The sequence below is a fragment of the Gammaproteobacteria bacterium genome (genome assembly GCA_021647245.1).
Classification (GTDB): Bacteria; Pseudomonadota; Gammaproteobacteria; order RBG-16-57-12; family RBG-16-57-12; genus JAFLJP01.
The window spans coordinates 21412-36761 of sequence record JAKIVC010000007.1 but is presented as its reverse complement, the minus strand read 5'-3'; the positions used below and the strand labels follow the sequence as shown (position 1 = coordinate 36761).

The following is a 15350-nucleotide window of genomic DNA, read 5'->3' as shown; positions in this document are numbered from 1 at the left end:
CTGTCATCGTTATCCCTTCAGAGAATCAAGGCTGTCAACATTGATAGTGCGCTTATTACGGAATAGCACTACAAGAATGGCGAGTCCGATAGCGGCCTCAGCCGCGGCAACGGTCAATATGAAAAAGACAAAAACCTGACCCGCCAAGTCATTGAGATAGTATGAAAAGGCAACAAAATTGATATTAACCGCGAGCAACATCAGCTCGATGGCCATCAATAAAATAATAATATTTTTACGGTTTATAAAAATACCCGCCATGCTGATGCAAAATAGTATTGCACTCAAAATGAGGAAATGGGACAACGTAATCATGACTGTACCTCATCTTTTTTTGTTGCGGACATCTTAACCAATCGAACACGGTCTTCACGGCGTACTTTCACCTGATCAGCAACATTTTGCGATTTAGAATCAGGACGTTTTCGCAACGTTAGTGTGATGGCAGCAATAATAGCGACTAACAGAATAACGGCAGCAATCTCAAAGGGGTAGACATATGTAGTATATAAGATACGCCCAAGAGCCTTTGTATTACTGTAATCCTCACCCTGCCCCATTGGCGTTGCGAACTTCTCCAGGCCAAAGTTTTCTGGACCAAGAATCATTGCCATCTGGATAAGGATAATGACACCCACCGCAATACCAACCGGAAGGAATCTTATAAACCCCTCTTTCAGTGGCGCCAAATTTATATCGAGCATCATTACGACAAAAAGGAACAGCACCATTACCGCACCGACATAGACAAGTACCAGCGTTATGGCAAGGAACTCCGCTTCAAGCAACAACCAAACGCCCGCACAAGTGAAGAAAGCGAGCACTAAAAAGAGCGCGGCATATATGGGGTTTCGTACGGTAATAACCGCAAGCGCAGAACCCACAAGTATCGTGGAAAAGATATAAAATATGATCAGTTCAAAAGCCATAATATTGCGCCATTAGGTTAATTAGCGATACTGCGCATCTGAAGCGCGATCATTTGCAATTTCTGTTTCAAAGCGGTCACCAACAGCCAAAAGCTTCTCTTTTGTCATGAGCAGATCTTCGCGGACATCGCCACAGTACTCGAAATGACGCGTTTCAACAATCGCATCAACTGGGCACGACTCTTCACAAAAGCCGCAAAAAATACATTTAGAGAGGTCAATATCATAACGGGTAGTACGGCGGGAGCCATCTTCGCGCTCCTCCATATCAATAGTGATGGCCAGCGCTGGACAGACCGCCTCACAAAGCTTACACGCAATACAGCGCTCCTCACCATTTGCGTAGCGACGTTGCGCATGCAAACCACGAAAACGATTAGACTGGGGTGTTTTCTCTTCTGGGTACTGAACCGTGATCTTACGAGCAAACAGGTATTTACCCGTCAGCTTAAGACCAAGCACAAGTTCCCAAAGGAAAAAAGTCTTAAAAAAGTGTTTAATAGCAGTCATAGATCTCTTCTCCAACCCCTAGCCGAACCAGGGGCCCCAGCCTTCAACAATAGCCAAACCAAGCAGCAACACCCAGAAAATAGTGATCGGGATTAACACTTTCCAACCCAATCGCATGATTTGGTCATAACGGTAACGTGGGAAGGTTGCACGGAACCAAAGGAATAAGAACAGGAAGAAGCTTGTCTTAAGCAGCAACCAGATAATCCCCGGTACCCAGCTAAACATATCTTCCAATACTGGAATGCCTTGGAAAGGTGATAACCAGCCTCCGCAAAACATCAGCGCGGTTAACAGCGCGATCAATATCATATTTGCATATTCAGCAAGGAAGAATATTGAAAATGTCATACCGGAATATTCCACATGGAAGCCAGCGACAATTTCAGATTCACCCTCAGCAACGTCAAAAGGAGCGCGGTTAGTTTCGGCTAATCCCGAAATGTAATAGACAAGGAACATTGGCCATAGCGGAATGAAGAACCACATCCATACACCGCCCTGCTGGGCGTTTACAATTTCGGTTAGATTCAGGCTGCCTGCGGCCATAAGCACCGTCACCAGTGCAAAGCCCATTGCTATTTCATACGACACTATCTGCGCTGCAGACCGCATTGCGCCTAGGAATGCATATTTTGAATTGGATGCCCAGCCGGCGAGAATAACGCCATAAACAGCCATTGAAGTAATTGCCAGTATATAGAGTAGCGATGCATCAATATTCGACAGAACCATGCCTTCATCAAATGGCACAACAGCCCATGCTGCTATTGCGGGCGCAAAGGCTAAAACCGGCGCGATCATGAACAGCTTTTTGTTTGCCTGAGCAGGCACAATCACTTCTTTCATAATCAACTTAAGCGCATCAGCGATCGGCTGCAGCAAACCACGAGGCCCGACCCTATTTGGGCCAATTCGAACCTGTATATAGCTGATAACTTTTCGCTCTGCCAAAGTCAAATAGGCCACGGCTCCCATTATAGGCAGCACAATCGCAAGAATCTTCACCGAAATGATGACTAAACTCTGAGCCACCTCAGGCAGGAAACTCAACAAATTTTGCAATGTCTCAATCATTAAACCCTCTCACCCCTGAAACACAGCTTAATTAAGCTTTTTTAATTGTTATTGGTGAAAAATCTGCGGCAAGACCCGATGTCTGCGGCAGGCCACTGTATACCAAGAGTGCGCCATCAGCAACACGATCATTTATAACCATTGGTATATCTATTTCCAACTCACCCTGCTTAAGCAGCAGACGCGTACAATCCAGCACACCACTCTTCTCTGCTGTAGCGCGACTAAGCTGCACCGCTAAGCAAGATAAGGCATCGCTGGTCTGTTGCAAGCTGGGAGAACGACGAAGCTGCGCGTCCCCAGAGTAGCTCGCACACTCGGTTACTCTCTGCAAGCCTTCAACCACAGCGACATCATCAGAGAGTGTCGATACCCCTTTGCTCGTTGGCTTCAAGTTCGATATCAACGCTTGCAACTCTTGGCTCACGTCACTACTGGAGAGATACTCAAACCCTTCGAGATCAAAAATATTACCCAGTACGCGAAGCACTTTCCATGCAGGGCGTGAATCGCCCTTTGGCATCACCGCAGCAGAAAAAGACTGCATACGCCCTTCTATATTAACTAAAGAGCCAGATGTCTCTGTCAGCGGTACGATCGGCAGTAGCACATCAGCACACGCATCAAGTGATGCACTCCGATAGGCTGTTAATGCCACTGTGTAATCAGCCGTTGCAACAGCTTTCTCTACTGTAATACCACCAGCACAATCCAGAGACGGCTCGACACCTAGCAGAAGATAGCCTTTACGTGGCTTTTCCAGCATCGTTTTTGCGTTCAAGCCGATCGATGGAGATCTCTTACCCGCTGCCAACCGGTGAGGTACAGCACCCGCCATCCAAGCACCCGACCCATTGCAACCGTCACTTAGCGAGCCAACCGAACTACCACTCTCTCCAGCAATCACACTGGCGAGTGCACGCAAGGTAGATGCCTGGGGATGGTGTGAGGCATAGCTGCCGAGAATAACTGCCGAGTTATTTGATGAGTGTAAGTTGTCTGCTATTGCCTTTGAGGCATCATCAACACTGGCATCAAGAATAATTTCTGCCGCAATGCCAGAAGCTGCATTACCTGTAATTTCAAGTAACGATTTTGCAACCGAGGCCAGCCGTGCAACCATTTTAGAGGGTATAACAACAACAGATGTTGCCACCGTAAAATTGAAATCATAGTCAACCGGATTTAGCGTACAAAATTGCGAGCCATTCAATGATGCGGCTCGCAGCTTGAGTGCTGCAATCGGCTGGTCTTTACGAAGGTTAGTACCTATCAACAACCCGCCATCTAACAGTTCCAACTCCTCGAGCGACATACCAAGGTATGGGAAAGGGGGGGCGCCGTCCTGATCAGCAAAATCATTTTGGCGTAGACGGTGATCAATATTGTGGCTACCGAGCCCGCGCATCAATTTTTGTGCAAGGTAGAGCTCTTCAACTGTTGAATTAGGCGATGTAAGGCAACCCAACTCTTCAGCACCCGCAGCATCGACAACCGACTGAATTCCTCTCGAAGCATTTTCAAGTGCGGTATTCCAATCCGTCTCTTGCCACTCACCGTCGACCTTGATCATCGGTGTGGTTAAGCGCTCATCACTACTGGCTCCCTCATATGAGAACCGGTCACGATCTGATATCCATGACTCATTTATGGCTTCATTATCGCGGGGTACTACGCGGAGCACTTCATTGTTTAGGCTATGAACCAAAACATTAGAGCCTAGGCAGTCGTGAGCAGCTATCGCTGGAGCAACCGTCAACTCCCACGCTCGGGCACTATAACGGTAAGGTTTTGAGGTCAGCGCGCCTACCGGACAGAGATCGATAACATTACCGGAAACCTCCGAGGTGACACTTCCCGCAATGTAGGTGCCAATTTCCATATGCTCGCCACGCCCCGTAGAGCCTATTTCGCGGACACCTGCAATTTCATCGCCGAAACGAACACAGCGAGTACAGTGAATACAGCGCGTCATATCGGTTGCGATCAGCGGGCCGATATCCTTATCAGTAACAATTCGCTTATTTTCTCGGAATTTTGACTCGCTATTGCCATAGTTGACTGCAATATCCTGCAACTCACACTCACCACCTTGGTCGCAGATAGGGCAATCAAGAGGGTGATTTATGAGTAAAAACTCCATCACACCTTTTTGCGCATTGATCGCTCGAGGTGAACGAGTGAAGATTCTCATTCCATCCGTCACCGGCGTAGCACATGCTGGAAGGGGCTTTGCAGCTTTCTCAACCTCAACTAAACACATGCGGCAATTTGCTGCAATCGAGAGTTTTTTGTGGTAGCAGAAGCGAGGAATATCGATTCCAGCCTCATCAGCAGCCTCAATAAGCATCAAGCCGTTACGGGCTTCTACTTTTTTACCATCGATTTCGATATTTACTGTAGTCATATCCAATCAAAATCTACCGTTAGGGAGGCGATGCCTCATTATTCATTACCGACGATTAACCGGCTCCACCGACCATACACTTTTTGTGTTCGATGTGGTATTCAAACTCTTCACGGAACTGCTTAACAAAACTAGTAACCGGAGCCGCAGCAGCTTCGCCCAAGGCACATATAGTATGCCCCTCTATCGCCCTAGAGACATTGCAAAGGAGGTCCAGATCTTCTGGACGACCTTGACCATTCTCTATCCGGTTGACAATGCGTGACAACCAACCCGTACCTTCACGGCACGGGGTGCACTGCCCACATGACTCTTCGTAGTAGAAATAAGATATGCGCGCCAGCGCCTTGACCATGCAGGTCGAGTCATCAATCACGATGACAGATCCAGCACCCAGCATAGAGCCTGCTTTGGATATACCATCATAATCCATAGTGGCATCCATCATCACATCACCTGGCAGAATAGGCGTCGATGAGCCACCAGGAATGACAGCCTTAAGCTTATGGCCGTCACGCACACCACCGGCCATTTCAAGCAGCGCAGAAAATGGCGTGCCCATTGGCACTTCATAATTGCCAGGTTTGTTAACATGGCCAGATACTGCAAAAATCTTACTGCCGCCATTATTTGGCTTGCCCAGCTCAAGGAACCACTTGCCACCATTTTTAAGAATCATTGGCACAGAAGCCAGTGTTTCGGTGTTGTTAATCGTCGTTGGGCAGCCATAGAGGCCGAAGCTTGCCGGAAAGGGTGGCTTGAAGCGCGGCTGACCTTTTTTACCCTCTATCGACTCTATCAGTGCCGTCTCTTCACCACAAACATAAGCACCGCCGCCTGCATGAAATTCAAGGTCAAAATCGATACCTGAACCCATAATATTTTTACCGAGAAGCCCGGCTGAACGCGCCTCTTCAATCGCTGACTGGAAACGCTCAATTGGCTCATAAAACTCACCACGAATATAGTTATATCCTTGGGTAGCACCGATTGTATAGCCAGCAATTGCCATACCCTCAATCAGCTGGTGCGGGTTGTAACGGAGAATATCACGGTCTTTGAATGTTCCTGGCTCACCCTCATCCGAGTTACAAACAATATATTTTTGTCCCGGCGTGTTACGTGGCATAAAGCTCCACTTCAAGCCCGTTGGGAAGCCTGCACCACCTCGACCACGAAGAGCGGATATTTTCAACTCATCAATAATTTCATCCGGAGAGGTTTTTTCCTTCAGGATTTTTTTCCACACATCATAACCACCGTTTGCCTGATAGACATCGAGCGTCCATGACTTATCAAGGTGATTGAGCCGGAAGCAGACTTCATTTGCCATAATATTAATCCAAGCTATCCAGAATCTGATCTACTTTTTCAGCGGTCAGATTCTCGTAATATGTCTTGCCAATCTGAAACATTGGCGCCCCACCGCATGCACCAAGGCACTCAACCTCTTTCAGAGTAAATTGCCCATCACCGGTCGTCTGACCAAATTTAATACCCAACTTATCATTGAGATGATCAACAATTTTGTCTGAGCCACAGAGAAGGCAAGAGATATTGGTACAAATAGAAATTTTGTGCTTACCAACAGGCTTGAGTTCATACATTGAGTAGAACGTCGCCACCTCATAGACAGCAATGGCAGGCATTTCAAGATAATCAGCCACCGCATCCATTAGTTCTGTTGTCAGCGAGCCATCACTTGCATCCTGAACCAAATGAAGAGCACCCATCACAGCAGACTGTTTCTGCTCTGCCGGGTACTTAGCAACACACTTATCGATCTCAGCGATGACAGCGTCAGAAAGAGTGGTAGTAGTCTGTGAGCTCAACGGTCAACCTCCCCAAATACAATATCTTGCGTCCCGATCACAGCAACCACATCAGCCAGCATGTGGCCACGTGACATCTCATCTGTTGCAGCAATATGAGCAAAACCGGGTGCTCTTATTTTTATCCGATAAGGTTTATTGGCGCCGTCTGAAACCATATAGATACCAAACTCACCCTTGGGGTGTTCAACAGCCGCATACGCCTCGCCCGCAGGCACGCAGTAACCCTCGGTAAAGAGCTTAAAGTGGTGAATCAACGACTCCATATCACCCTTCATCTCCTCACGGGCAGGAGCTGCAAAGCGGTGATCCTGCAATATAACCGGCCCCGGATTGTTGCGAAGCCACGTAACACATTGTTTGATAATGTGGTTTGACTGGCGCATCTCTTCAACGCGTACCAGATAGCGATCGTAGCAGTCACCCTCTTTACCCACTGGAATATCAAAATCCAGCTTGTCATATACTTCGTAAGGTTGTTTTTTGCGCAGATCCCACTCGATACCTGAGCCTCGAATCATCGGCCCGGTAAAGCCTAGTTGTAATGCACGCTCAGGTGTCACCACACCGATACCCACGGTACGTTGCTTCCAGATTCGATTATCGGTCAGTAGCGTTTCATATTCATCAACATAAGTCGGGAAGCGCGCCGTAAAATCTTCGATAAAATCGAGCAAAGATCCCTGGCGATTTTCATTCATCTTTGCCACTTCCTTGGCATTGTGCCACTTGGAAGGTTCGTAGTGCGGCATGTTACCGGGGAGGTCCCGATAAACGCCGCCCACACGGTAATAGGCGGCATGAAGTCGCGCACCCGAGACCGCTTCATAGCAATCCATCAGGTCTTCGCGTTCACGAAATGCGTAGAGGAACACAGTCATGGCCCCAATATCCAGTGCATGCGCACCTAACCACAGCAGGTGATTCAAAATGCGCGTAATTTCATCAAACATTACACGGATGTACTGTGCCCGCTCGGGCACTTCCAAGCCAAGCATTTTTTCCAAGCACATCACATAGGCGTGCTCATTACACATCATCGAGACGTAATCTAGACGATCCATATAAGGCAAATTGGAGTTAAATGGTTTTGTTTCCGCCAGCTTCTCAGTACCGCGATGCAGTAGGCCAATATGGGGATCAGCCCGCTCAATGGTCTCACCATTCATCTCCAGCACCAGACGTAATACACCATGAGCTGAGGGATGCTGAGGGCCGAAATTAAGAGTGTAGTTGCGAATCTCCGACATGCTATTTTTCCTCGGCAGTTTCGTTATAGCGATCATCGCGAATCACACGAGGAACAAGCACACGAAGCTCTGTCTGTAACGGCTCATAAACGACACGTTTTTTCTCGTCATCGTAACGCATCTCTACGGTACCAAGCAGTGGGAAATCTTTGCGGAAGGGGTGGCCAATAAACCCATAATCGGTCAATAGGCGACGCAGATCAGGATGACCCGCAAACAGGATGCCATAGAGGTCAAATGCCTCACGCTCAAACCAATCTGCACAACTCCAGATAGAGGTGACTGATTCAACTTGCGGCACCGTATCATCAGCAAACACCCTAACCCGCAGGCGTTGATTGTTAGCAACGGAAAGAAGGTGATAAACCACCGCAAATCGTGGTTTAGTCCAAGCCGATTTCTCGAACGCTGGAACACCGGTTTGGTCACGTTCAACGCCGCGACTAAACCCCTCGGCAGTCGCCGCAACAGTCTCCCACTCGGCACAGCCGTATGCTGAGTAGTCCACACCACAAAGGTCGATCAATTGATCGAAATTAAATGCAGACTCATCACGCAGCGTTTGAAATATCTGCAACATATTGCTACTTGATATTTCAATGGTGGTTTCACCTAAAGCGACAACTGAGGATTCTATCAAACCATCAAATTGCTCGCTTAATTGCGACGCCAACTTTGTATTTTCGTTACCCATAGTTAAAGTCTCTATGTGTTCTTTTTACAAACGAGCAATTGTATTCGTTCTTTTAATCTTATTCTGCAACTGGATAATCCCATACAGCAGTGCTTCAGCCGTTGGTGGGCAGCCTGGAATATAGATATCGACTGGTACGATGCGATCGCAGCCACGAACGACCGCGTATGAGTAGTGGTAGTAACCGCCACCGTTTGCACATGAACCCATTGAGATCACCCAGCGCGGCTCAGCCATTTGATCATAAACTTTGCGCAGTGCGGGTGCCATTTTATTCACCAGGGTTCCGGCAACAATCATCACATCTGATTGGCGCGGGCTCGGGCGAAAAATAATGCCAAAACGATCCAGATCGTAACGCGACGCTCCGGCGTGCATCATCTCGACAGCGCAGCAAGCCAAACCAAATGTCATTGGCCAAAGCGAACCGGTACGCGCCCAGTTGATTAATTTATCAGCACTGGTGGTCACGATGCCTTTTTTTAGGATACCTTCTATTCCCACTCCAAGGCCCCTTTCTTCCACTCGTAAATAAATCCAATCACCAAAATCCCAAGAAACATCGTCATTGCCAGATAGCCAAACATACCTATCTCTTCTAGAACAACGGCCCATGGAAACAAGAAGGCGATTTCCAAATCAAAAATAATAAATAGGATTGCAACAAGATAAAATCGCACATCAAACTTTGTGCGAGAATCTTCAAATGCCTCAAAGCCGCACTCGTAGGGGGATAGCTTTGCATCATCAGGATTATTTGGCCCTGCATAATACCCAAGAGCAATGGGCACCACGCCAAAGATAACGCCAAATATTAGAAAAATAAGAATGGGTAGATATTCTGTCAACATTGGCCAGGTTTTCCCCTTTGTTTTGTTATCAGCATGTCACCTAAGCTGTACCCTTTAAGACACGGGTGTAAGCTTTTAAATACATTTAATTGTTTGGTGCCGATGGCCGGAGTCGAACCGGCACAGCTCTCGCCACTACCCCCTCAAGGTAGCGTGTCTACCAATTTCACCACATCGGCTATTTAAAACAATTCAAACTTCTGCCCTGCCATCAGGGGCTTTACTGTACTGCGGGAATGCCATCCTTAGCAGGAACATCGAATGGCACAGCATCATTCATCGTTCCACCCATACTCGGTACGTCACTCTCCCTAACAGGCTGTATTTCCACCTGATCCAGCACACTTTCGGAGACAGTAGTTGTACCCGAAAAATAGGCCAGTGTCAGGCTTGTAGCAAAAAAAAGTGTCGCAAGTGCCGCTGTTGTACGGGAGAGGAAGTTTGAAGAGCCACTGCTACCAAACACAGTGCCTGATGCGCCTGCACCAAAGCCAGCGCCCGCATCAGCGCCTTTACCCTGTTGTAGCAGAACAAACCCAACCACTGCAATTGCAACCAGCACATGAACACTTAGTACGACTGTTGTAAACATTTACGATCAACCTAACTCAAGGAATATTTTATCTATTTGCTGCGGCACAAATTGCAACAAACTCATCGGCATCAAGTGATGCCCCTCCCACCAGACCACCATCGATATCGGGCTGAGAAAAGAGGTCTTTTGCATTGGCAGCCTTAACACTGCCACCATAAAGAATCTGTATGCGTGATGCAATCTCTTCATCACAACGTGCGATACGGCCCCGAATATACTCGTGCACTGATTGTGCTTGTTCGGGTGTAGCTGTTTTGCCGGTACCAATCGCCCACACTGGCTCGTACGCAATCACGGCGCCAGAGAAGGCCTCAACACCAAAAAAATCCAGAACCGCGTCAATTTGACGTTTTACAACACCAAAGGTATTACCACGCTCATATTCAACCAGTGTTTCACCCACACAGAGAATCGGCACCAAGCCATTCTCTTTTACAGCAACGAACTTTCGCGCCGCTTTTTCATCTGTTTCACCGTAGCTGGCACGCCGCTCAGAATGACCGACCAGGGCATACTTCACACCAAAATCATTCAACATGATTCCGGAGACCTCCCCGGTATAAGCACCCGCTGCGTGGCGGCTCATATTTTGCGCACCGATGGCTATTTTACTACCCGCAAGTAGCGAGCTGACTTCTGGAATATACACAAATGGAGGGCAGACAGCCATCTCAACATTTCCAATACTATCAACACCCGACTTCAGCCCCTCAACCAGATCCTTGATACTGGCAAGTGTGCCGTTCAGTTTCCAATTTCCAGCTACCAATGGTTGACGCATGTAAAGCCCTCGCTGTTGACACTATTTACTGAAGCGGTTCGCAGCTTAACGGTAGCTACAAATAAAATCAATGCGTTTATCAACTTAAGCGCACCAATTCTCACGATCACCGCACAGTTTCCTTATTTTTCAACGGATACCACGCGGTATCTCAAGAATAATGCTTGCAGATTATACTATTTCCCCGTCGAGCTCTTTTTCAACCACATCAGCCAGCTTTTCTACCTCAGATAGAACCTGATCAAGGTTTTGCCCCTCAACCATCACCCGCACCAGCGGTTCAGTACCTGAAGTACGTAGCAACACGCGGCCAGAGGCAGCTAAACGCTGCTCAGCACTGGCCACGGCCGCCTGGATAACTTTATTTGAAGAGATATTCACCCGTGAGGAGATGCGAACATTAATCATCTTTTGCGGACATTTGTTCATTGCAGATTTCAATGTGTGGAGTGTGGTATTGGTATCAACCACCTCCGCGACCACCTGTAACGCGGCGACAATACCATCACCGGTAGTACAGCGATCCAGACACAGAATATGGCCAGAGGATTCGCCACCGATCACCCACTCTCTCTCTTGCAAGCGCTGCATCACGTATCGATCACCCACCGCAACACGCTCAAAGTCTAAGCCGAGTTCATTCAGTGCTATCTCAAGCCCCAAATTGCTCATCAAGGTGCCGACAACAGCACCTGTCAGCTGCCCGGTGCGCTGGCGCGATCTGGCAATAATATAGATGATTTCGTCGCCATCGATCACATCGCCCGTATGGTCAACCATAATCACCCGGTCGCCATCGCCATCCAATGCGATACCCAAGTCTGCCTCATGGGCCAACACAGCCCCTTGAAGGTGCTCAATATGGGTGGAGCCGCAGCCATCATTAATATTCAGACCATTGGGCTCAGCCGCCACTTCGACAACATCGGCACCCAGCTCTCTAAAAACGTTGGGGGCAATGTGATAAGTGGCGCCATTTGCACAATCAACGACAATTTTCAGTCCCGCCAAACGTAATCGTGATGGCACCGTCGACTTACACAGCTCAATATAACGACCACAAGCATCGGTGATACGCCGTGCCTTACCCAGCTTAGCGGATGGCACCGTTACCATCGTTTTATTTATTTCAGCTTCTATCTTCAGTTCGATTTCATCAGAGAGCTTGGTACCTTCGGATGAAAAGAACTTAATACCATTATCATAATATGGATTATGGGACGCACTTATCACCACACCTGCCACCGCATTGAGCGTGCGCGTCAGGTAGGCAACTGCGGGGGTGGGCATCGGCCCCAGCAGCTCGATATCGACACCTGATGCGGAGAGCCCCGCTTCGAGAGCAGATTCAAACATATACCCGGATATTCGAGTATCTTTACCAATCAAAACCGTACCGACACCACTCTTCGACAGCACTCGTCCGGCAGCCCAGCCCAGCTTCATTACAAACTCGGGTGTAAACAGATCATCACCCACTCGACCACGAATCCCATCTGTACCAAAATATTGTTTATTCATCATTTCCCTTACACACCCTTTAGGACTCTGCAAATCTTCAATGTATCTATGGTTTCTTTTACATCATGGGTTCGAATAATGGCGGCACCCCACCATGCGGCCAATGTCGCTAGTGTTAGACCGCCCTGCAGTCGTTCAGCTACTGGCGCATTAAGCAGCTCGCCGATCATGCTCTTCCTGGACACACCGACCATAACGGGAATACCCGTATCAACAAACCGCTGCAACCCATTAAACAGCGTAAGGTTATGTTTGAGGGTTTTGCCAAAACCAAAACCCGGATCAATAACGAGCCGCTGAGCGGGAATTCCAGCTTCCTCGCAAACCATGACACGCTCGCGCAAGAACGTCTGCACCTCAAGAAAAACATTATCATATGAGGGAGACTTCTGCATTATCGAAGGGGGTCCTTGCCTATGCATCAGACAGACAGGCACAGCAAGTGCCGCAGCCGTTGCTAACGCGCCTTCAGAGCGAAGCGCATTAACATCGTTAATAAATCCAGCACCGGCAGAGACCGCCTCACGCATCACCTGCGCCTTGCTGGTATCAATCGAAATAGGTACTGCCACTTCAGCCACCAACGCTTCAATCAGTGGTAAAACACGATCAAGCTCTTGCTGCTCTGAAACCGCTACTGCCCCGGGACGCGTAGACTCACCACCGACATCAATCATATCAGCGCCGTCAGCAACCATTTTTCTTGCGTGTTGCAATGCGGACTCATAACCTAAAAAATCACCCCCGTCTGAAAAAGAGTCGGGGGTGATATTAAGAATACCCATCACACGAGGGTGTCGCAGGTCGAGGACTCGACCTGCACAATCCAATTTGAGCAACATACTACCTTCTCTTAATGCTCACCTGCTTCGCCACCAATTTTTGTATCACTTGAAGCGGCTGGCTTATCAGCACCCTCCGACTCATCATCAGCCTTTTTATCACCACCCTCATCATCTGACTTGGCGTCCTTACTCCAGGCTTGCGGTGGCCGTGGTGTTTTTCCTTCCATGATATCGTCAATTTGTGGCCGATCGATTGTCTCATATTTAATCAGTGTTTCAGCCATCACATGCAGCTTATCCATGTTGTCTGACAAAAGCTTCTCCGCACGAAGGTAATTACGATCAATGATACTTCGAACTTCTTCATCGATAATATGAGCCGTCTCATCAGAAACCGTCTTCTGCTTACCGACAGAGTGGCCCAAAAACACTTCGCCATCATCTTCACTATAAGTGAGTGGCCCTAAGCGCTCAGAGAGCCCCCACTTCGTTACCATATTTCGAGATATCTCGGTAGCACGCTGAATATCATTCGAAGCGCCCGTGGTCACCTGGTCTGCACCAAAAACCAACTCTTCGGCAACTCGGCCACCATAGAGTGTGGAGAGCTGGCTCTCCAAGCGAGTTTTGTTGTAACTGTAACGATCATCTTCTGGCAAAAACAGTGTCACACCTAATGCGCGACCCCGGGGAATAATGGAGACTTTGTGTACAGGATCATGTTCAGGAACCAATCGCCCAATAATCGCGTGTCCCGCCTCATGGTAGGCGGTGAGCTTTTTCTCTGCGTCACTCATTACCATCGACTTACGCTCAGCGCCCATCATTATTTTATCTTTGGCTCGCTCAATATCATCCATATTCACCAGACGCTTGCCCTTACGAGCAGCAAACAGTGCAGACTCGTTTACTAGGTTTGCCAGGTCCGCACCCGAGAACCCCGGTGTACCCCGGGCAATAATACTGGGCTTTACATCTTCGTCTAGCGGCACCTTGCGCATATGAACCTTCAAAATCTGTTCACGGCCACGTACATCTGGCAAGCCAACCATCACTTGACGATCAAAACGCCCAGGGCGTAATAATGCCGGATCAAGTACATCAGGGCGATTGGTTGCAGCGATAACGATCACCCCATCATTCCCTTCAAAACCATCCATCTCTACCAGCAACTGGTTCAGTGTCTGTTCACGCTCATCATGTCCACCGCCCAGCCCTGCGCCACGATGGCGACCCACCGCATCAATCTCATCAATAAAGATAATGCAAGGCGAGGTTTTTTTCGCTTGCTCAAACATATCACGCACCCGTGATGCGCCGACACCGACAAACATTTCGACAAAATCAGAGCCCGAAATGGTAAAGAAAGGCACCTTCGCTTCACCTGCAATCGCCTTTGCCAGCAAAGTCTTACCGGTACCTGGCGGGCCAACCATCAATACACCACGTGGAATTTTTCCGCCCAGCTTCTGGAATTTACCCGGATCACGCAGAAACTCAACCAGCTCTTCCACATCTTCTTTCGCTTCGTCACAGCCGGCCACATCATTAAAAGTAATTTTCACCTGATCTTCGCCCAGCATGCGCGCCTTGCTTTTGCCAAATGACATCGCACCACGGCCACCCGCACCACCACCTTGCATCTGACGCATAAAGAAGACCCAGACACCAATCAATAGCAGCATTGGAAACCATGAGATGAAAATTTGCATCAGAATACCCTGCTGCTCGGGTGGTTTGGCATCAATAGCGACGCCATTATTCAGCAAATCCCCTATAAGGCCACTATCTCCTGGGCTATAGGTCGTAAAGTTTTCACCACTTGTCATCATGCCTTTAATAGTACGCCCTTCAACAAGCACCGAAGTGACCTTACCCTGATGCACATCACTGATAAACTGTGAGTATTGCAAATGACGTGGCGAACCCGTTTTTTGGGCACTAAAACTATTGAAGACTGAAATCAGCACAACTGCGATCACAACCCACAACATCAAATTCTTACCAAAATCGTTCAAGACACTAACCTCTTGTTACCTATAACGGTAAACCCTGCTAATTCACTAAAATTCTGTAATTTGAAACCGTTGCATAAGTTAAAGTGCAACGGTGTCAGCC

Annotated in this window: 16 protein-coding genes and 1 tRNA gene; all 17 read right to left on the bottom strand. The window is 48.2% G+C overall.

The features are described from left to right. Window positions 1–9: 9 nt before the first annotated feature. Window positions 10–315: an NADH-quinone oxidoreductase subunit NuoK gene (gene nuoK / locus L3J94_03340; GenBank protein ID MCF6217790.1), complete on the bottom strand. Its 306-nt coding sequence runs from the start codon at window positions 313–315 to the stop codon at window positions 10–12. Beyond that, complete coding sequence (locus tag L3J94_03335; GenBank protein MCF6217789.1) at window positions 312–929, bottom strand: NADH-quinone oxidoreductase subunit J; 618 nt, start codon at window positions 927–929, stop codon at window positions 312–314. The genes nuoK and L3J94_03335 overlap by 4 nt, the downstream gene beginning before the upstream one ends. A 21-nt stretch (window positions 930–950) precedes the next feature. Then, window positions 951–1439, bottom strand: a complete 489-nt coding sequence (gene nuoI, locus L3J94_03330) for an NADH-quinone oxidoreductase subunit NuoI (protein ID MCF6217788.1) — start codon at window positions 1437–1439, stop codon at window positions 951–953. Window positions 1440–1457: 18 nt separating this feature from the next. Continuing rightward, window positions 1458–2516, bottom strand: a complete 1059-nt coding sequence (nuoH, locus tag L3J94_03325; GenBank protein MCF6217787.1) for an NADH-quinone oxidoreductase subunit NuoH — start codon at window positions 2514–2516, stop codon at window positions 1458–1460. A 31-nt stretch (window positions 2517–2547) separates the two neighbouring features. Next, window positions 2548–4923, bottom strand: coding sequence for an NADH-quinone oxidoreductase subunit NuoG (gene nuoG, locus L3J94_03320; protein MCF6217786.1), 2376 nt, complete (start codon window positions 4921–4923; stop codon window positions 2548–2550). Between the two features lie 55 nt (window positions 4924–4978). After that, window positions 4979–6256 (bottom strand): NADH-quinone oxidoreductase subunit NuoF, encoded by a 1278-nt coding sequence (nuoF, locus tag L3J94_03315; GenBank protein ID MCF6217785.1) that lies wholly within the window; start codon window positions 6254–6256, stop codon window positions 4979–4981. 4 nt (window positions 6257–6260) lie between these two features. Then, complete coding sequence (nuoE, locus tag L3J94_03310; protein ID MCF6217784.1) at window positions 6261–6755, bottom strand: NADH-quinone oxidoreductase subunit NuoE; 495 nt, start codon at window positions 6753–6755, stop codon at window positions 6261–6263. Further along, a complete protein-coding gene (locus L3J94_03305; protein ID MCF6217783.1) occupies window positions 6752–8005 on the bottom strand; it encodes an NADH-quinone oxidoreductase subunit D in 1254 nt (417 codons plus the stop codon). The genes nuoE and L3J94_03305 overlap by 4 nt, the downstream gene beginning before the upstream one ends. Window position 8006: 1 nt before the next feature. Continuing rightward, complete coding sequence (locus tag L3J94_03300; GenBank protein ID MCF6217782.1) at window positions 8007–8699, bottom strand: NADH-quinone oxidoreductase subunit C; 693 nt, start codon at window positions 8697–8699, stop codon at window positions 8007–8009. Between the two features lie 24 nt (window positions 8700–8723). Then, window positions 8724–9203: an NADH-quinone oxidoreductase subunit B gene (locus tag L3J94_03295; protein ID MCF6217781.1), complete on the bottom strand. Its 480-nt coding sequence runs from the start codon at window positions 9201–9203 to the stop codon at window positions 8724–8726. Then, window positions 9194–9550: an NADH-quinone oxidoreductase subunit A gene (locus tag L3J94_03290; protein MCF6217780.1), complete on the bottom strand. Its 357-nt coding sequence runs from the start codon at window positions 9548–9550 to the stop codon at window positions 9194–9196. The genes L3J94_03295 and L3J94_03290 overlap by 10 nt, the downstream gene beginning before the upstream one ends. Before the next feature lie 94 nt (window positions 9551–9644). Next, window positions 9645–9729 (bottom strand) — tRNA-Leu (locus L3J94_03285). 41 nt (window positions 9730–9770) lie between these two features. After that, entirely contained in the window at window positions 9771–10142 is a 372-nt protein-coding gene (gene secG / locus L3J94_03280) for a preprotein translocase subunit SecG (protein ID MCF6217779.1), read from the bottom strand. 28 nt (window positions 10143–10170) lie between these two features. After that, window positions 10171–10926: a triose-phosphate isomerase gene (tpiA, locus tag L3J94_03275; GenBank protein ID MCF6217778.1), complete on the bottom strand. Its 756-nt coding sequence runs from the start codon at window positions 10924–10926 to the stop codon at window positions 10171–10173. Window positions 10927–11097: 171 nt separating this feature from the next. Beyond that, complete coding sequence (glmM, locus tag L3J94_03270) at window positions 11098–12447, bottom strand: phosphoglucosamine mutase (protein ID MCF6217777.1); 1350 nt, start codon at window positions 12445–12447, stop codon at window positions 11098–11100. A gap of 8 nt (window positions 12448–12455) precedes the next feature. Beyond that, a complete protein-coding gene (gene folP, locus L3J94_03265; GenBank protein ID MCF6217776.1) occupies window positions 12456–13289 on the bottom strand; it encodes a dihydropteroate synthase in 834 nt (277 codons plus the stop codon). Between the two features lie 11 nt (window positions 13290–13300). After that, on the bottom strand, window positions 13301–15226 hold the full coding sequence (gene ftsH, locus L3J94_03260; GenBank protein ID MCF6217775.1) for an ATP-dependent zinc metalloprotease FtsH: 1926 nt from the start codon (window positions 15224–15226) through the stop codon (window positions 13301–13303). Window positions 15227–15350: the final 124 nt, after the last annotated feature.

Excerpts from the sequence above, each read along its gene's own strand:
- ftsH (MCF6217775.1), bottom strand. The coding sequence starts at position 15,226 with ATGTTGTGGGTTGTGATCGCAGTTGTGCTGATTTCAGTCTTCAATAGT.
- folP (MCF6217776.1), bottom strand. The coding sequence starts at position 13,289 with ATGTTGCTCAAATTGGATTGTGCAGGTCGAGTCCTCGACCTGCGACAC.
- glmM (MCF6217777.1), bottom strand. The coding sequence starts at position 12,447 with ATGAATAAACAATATTTTGGTACAGATGGGATTCGTGGTCGAGTGGGT.
- nuoH (MCF6217787.1), bottom strand. The coding sequence starts at position 2,516 with ATGATTGAGACATTGCAAAATTTGTTGAGTTTCCTGCCTGAGGTGGCT.
- L3J94_03335 (MCF6217789.1), bottom strand. The coding sequence starts at position 929 with ATGGCTTTTGAACTGATCATATTTTATATCTTTTCCACGATACTTGTG.
- L3J94_03290 (MCF6217780.1), bottom strand. The coding sequence starts at position 9,550 with ATGTTGACAGAATATCTACCCATTCTTATTTTTCTAATATTTGGCGTT.
- nuoI (MCF6217788.1), bottom strand. The coding sequence starts at position 1,439 with ATGACTGCTATTAAACACTTTTTTAAGACTTTTTTCCTTTGGGAACTT.
- secG (MCF6217779.1), bottom strand. The coding sequence starts at position 10,142 with ATGTTTACAACAGTCGTACTAAGTGTTCATGTGCTGGTTGCAATTGCA.
- L3J94_03305 (MCF6217783.1), bottom strand. The coding sequence starts at position 8,005 with ATGTCGGAGATTCGCAACTACACTCTTAATTTCGGCCCTCAGCATCCC.
- tpiA (MCF6217778.1), bottom strand. The coding sequence starts at position 10,926 with ATGCGTCAACCATTGGTAGCTGGAAATTGGAAACTGAACGGCACACTT.
- nuoF (MCF6217785.1), bottom strand. The coding sequence starts at position 6,256 with ATGGCAAATGAAGTCTGCTTCCGGCTCAATCACCTTGATAAGTCATGG.
- nuoK (MCF6217790.1), bottom strand. The coding sequence starts at position 315 with ATGATTACGTTGTCCCATTTCCTCATTTTGAGTGCAATACTATTTTGC.
- L3J94_03300 (MCF6217782.1), bottom strand. The coding sequence starts at position 8,699 with ATGGGTAACGAAAATACAAAGTTGGCGTCGCAATTAAGCGAGCAATTT.
- nuoG (MCF6217786.1), bottom strand. The coding sequence starts at position 4,923 with ATGACTACAGTAAATATCGAAATCGATGGTAAAAAAGTAGAAGCCCGT.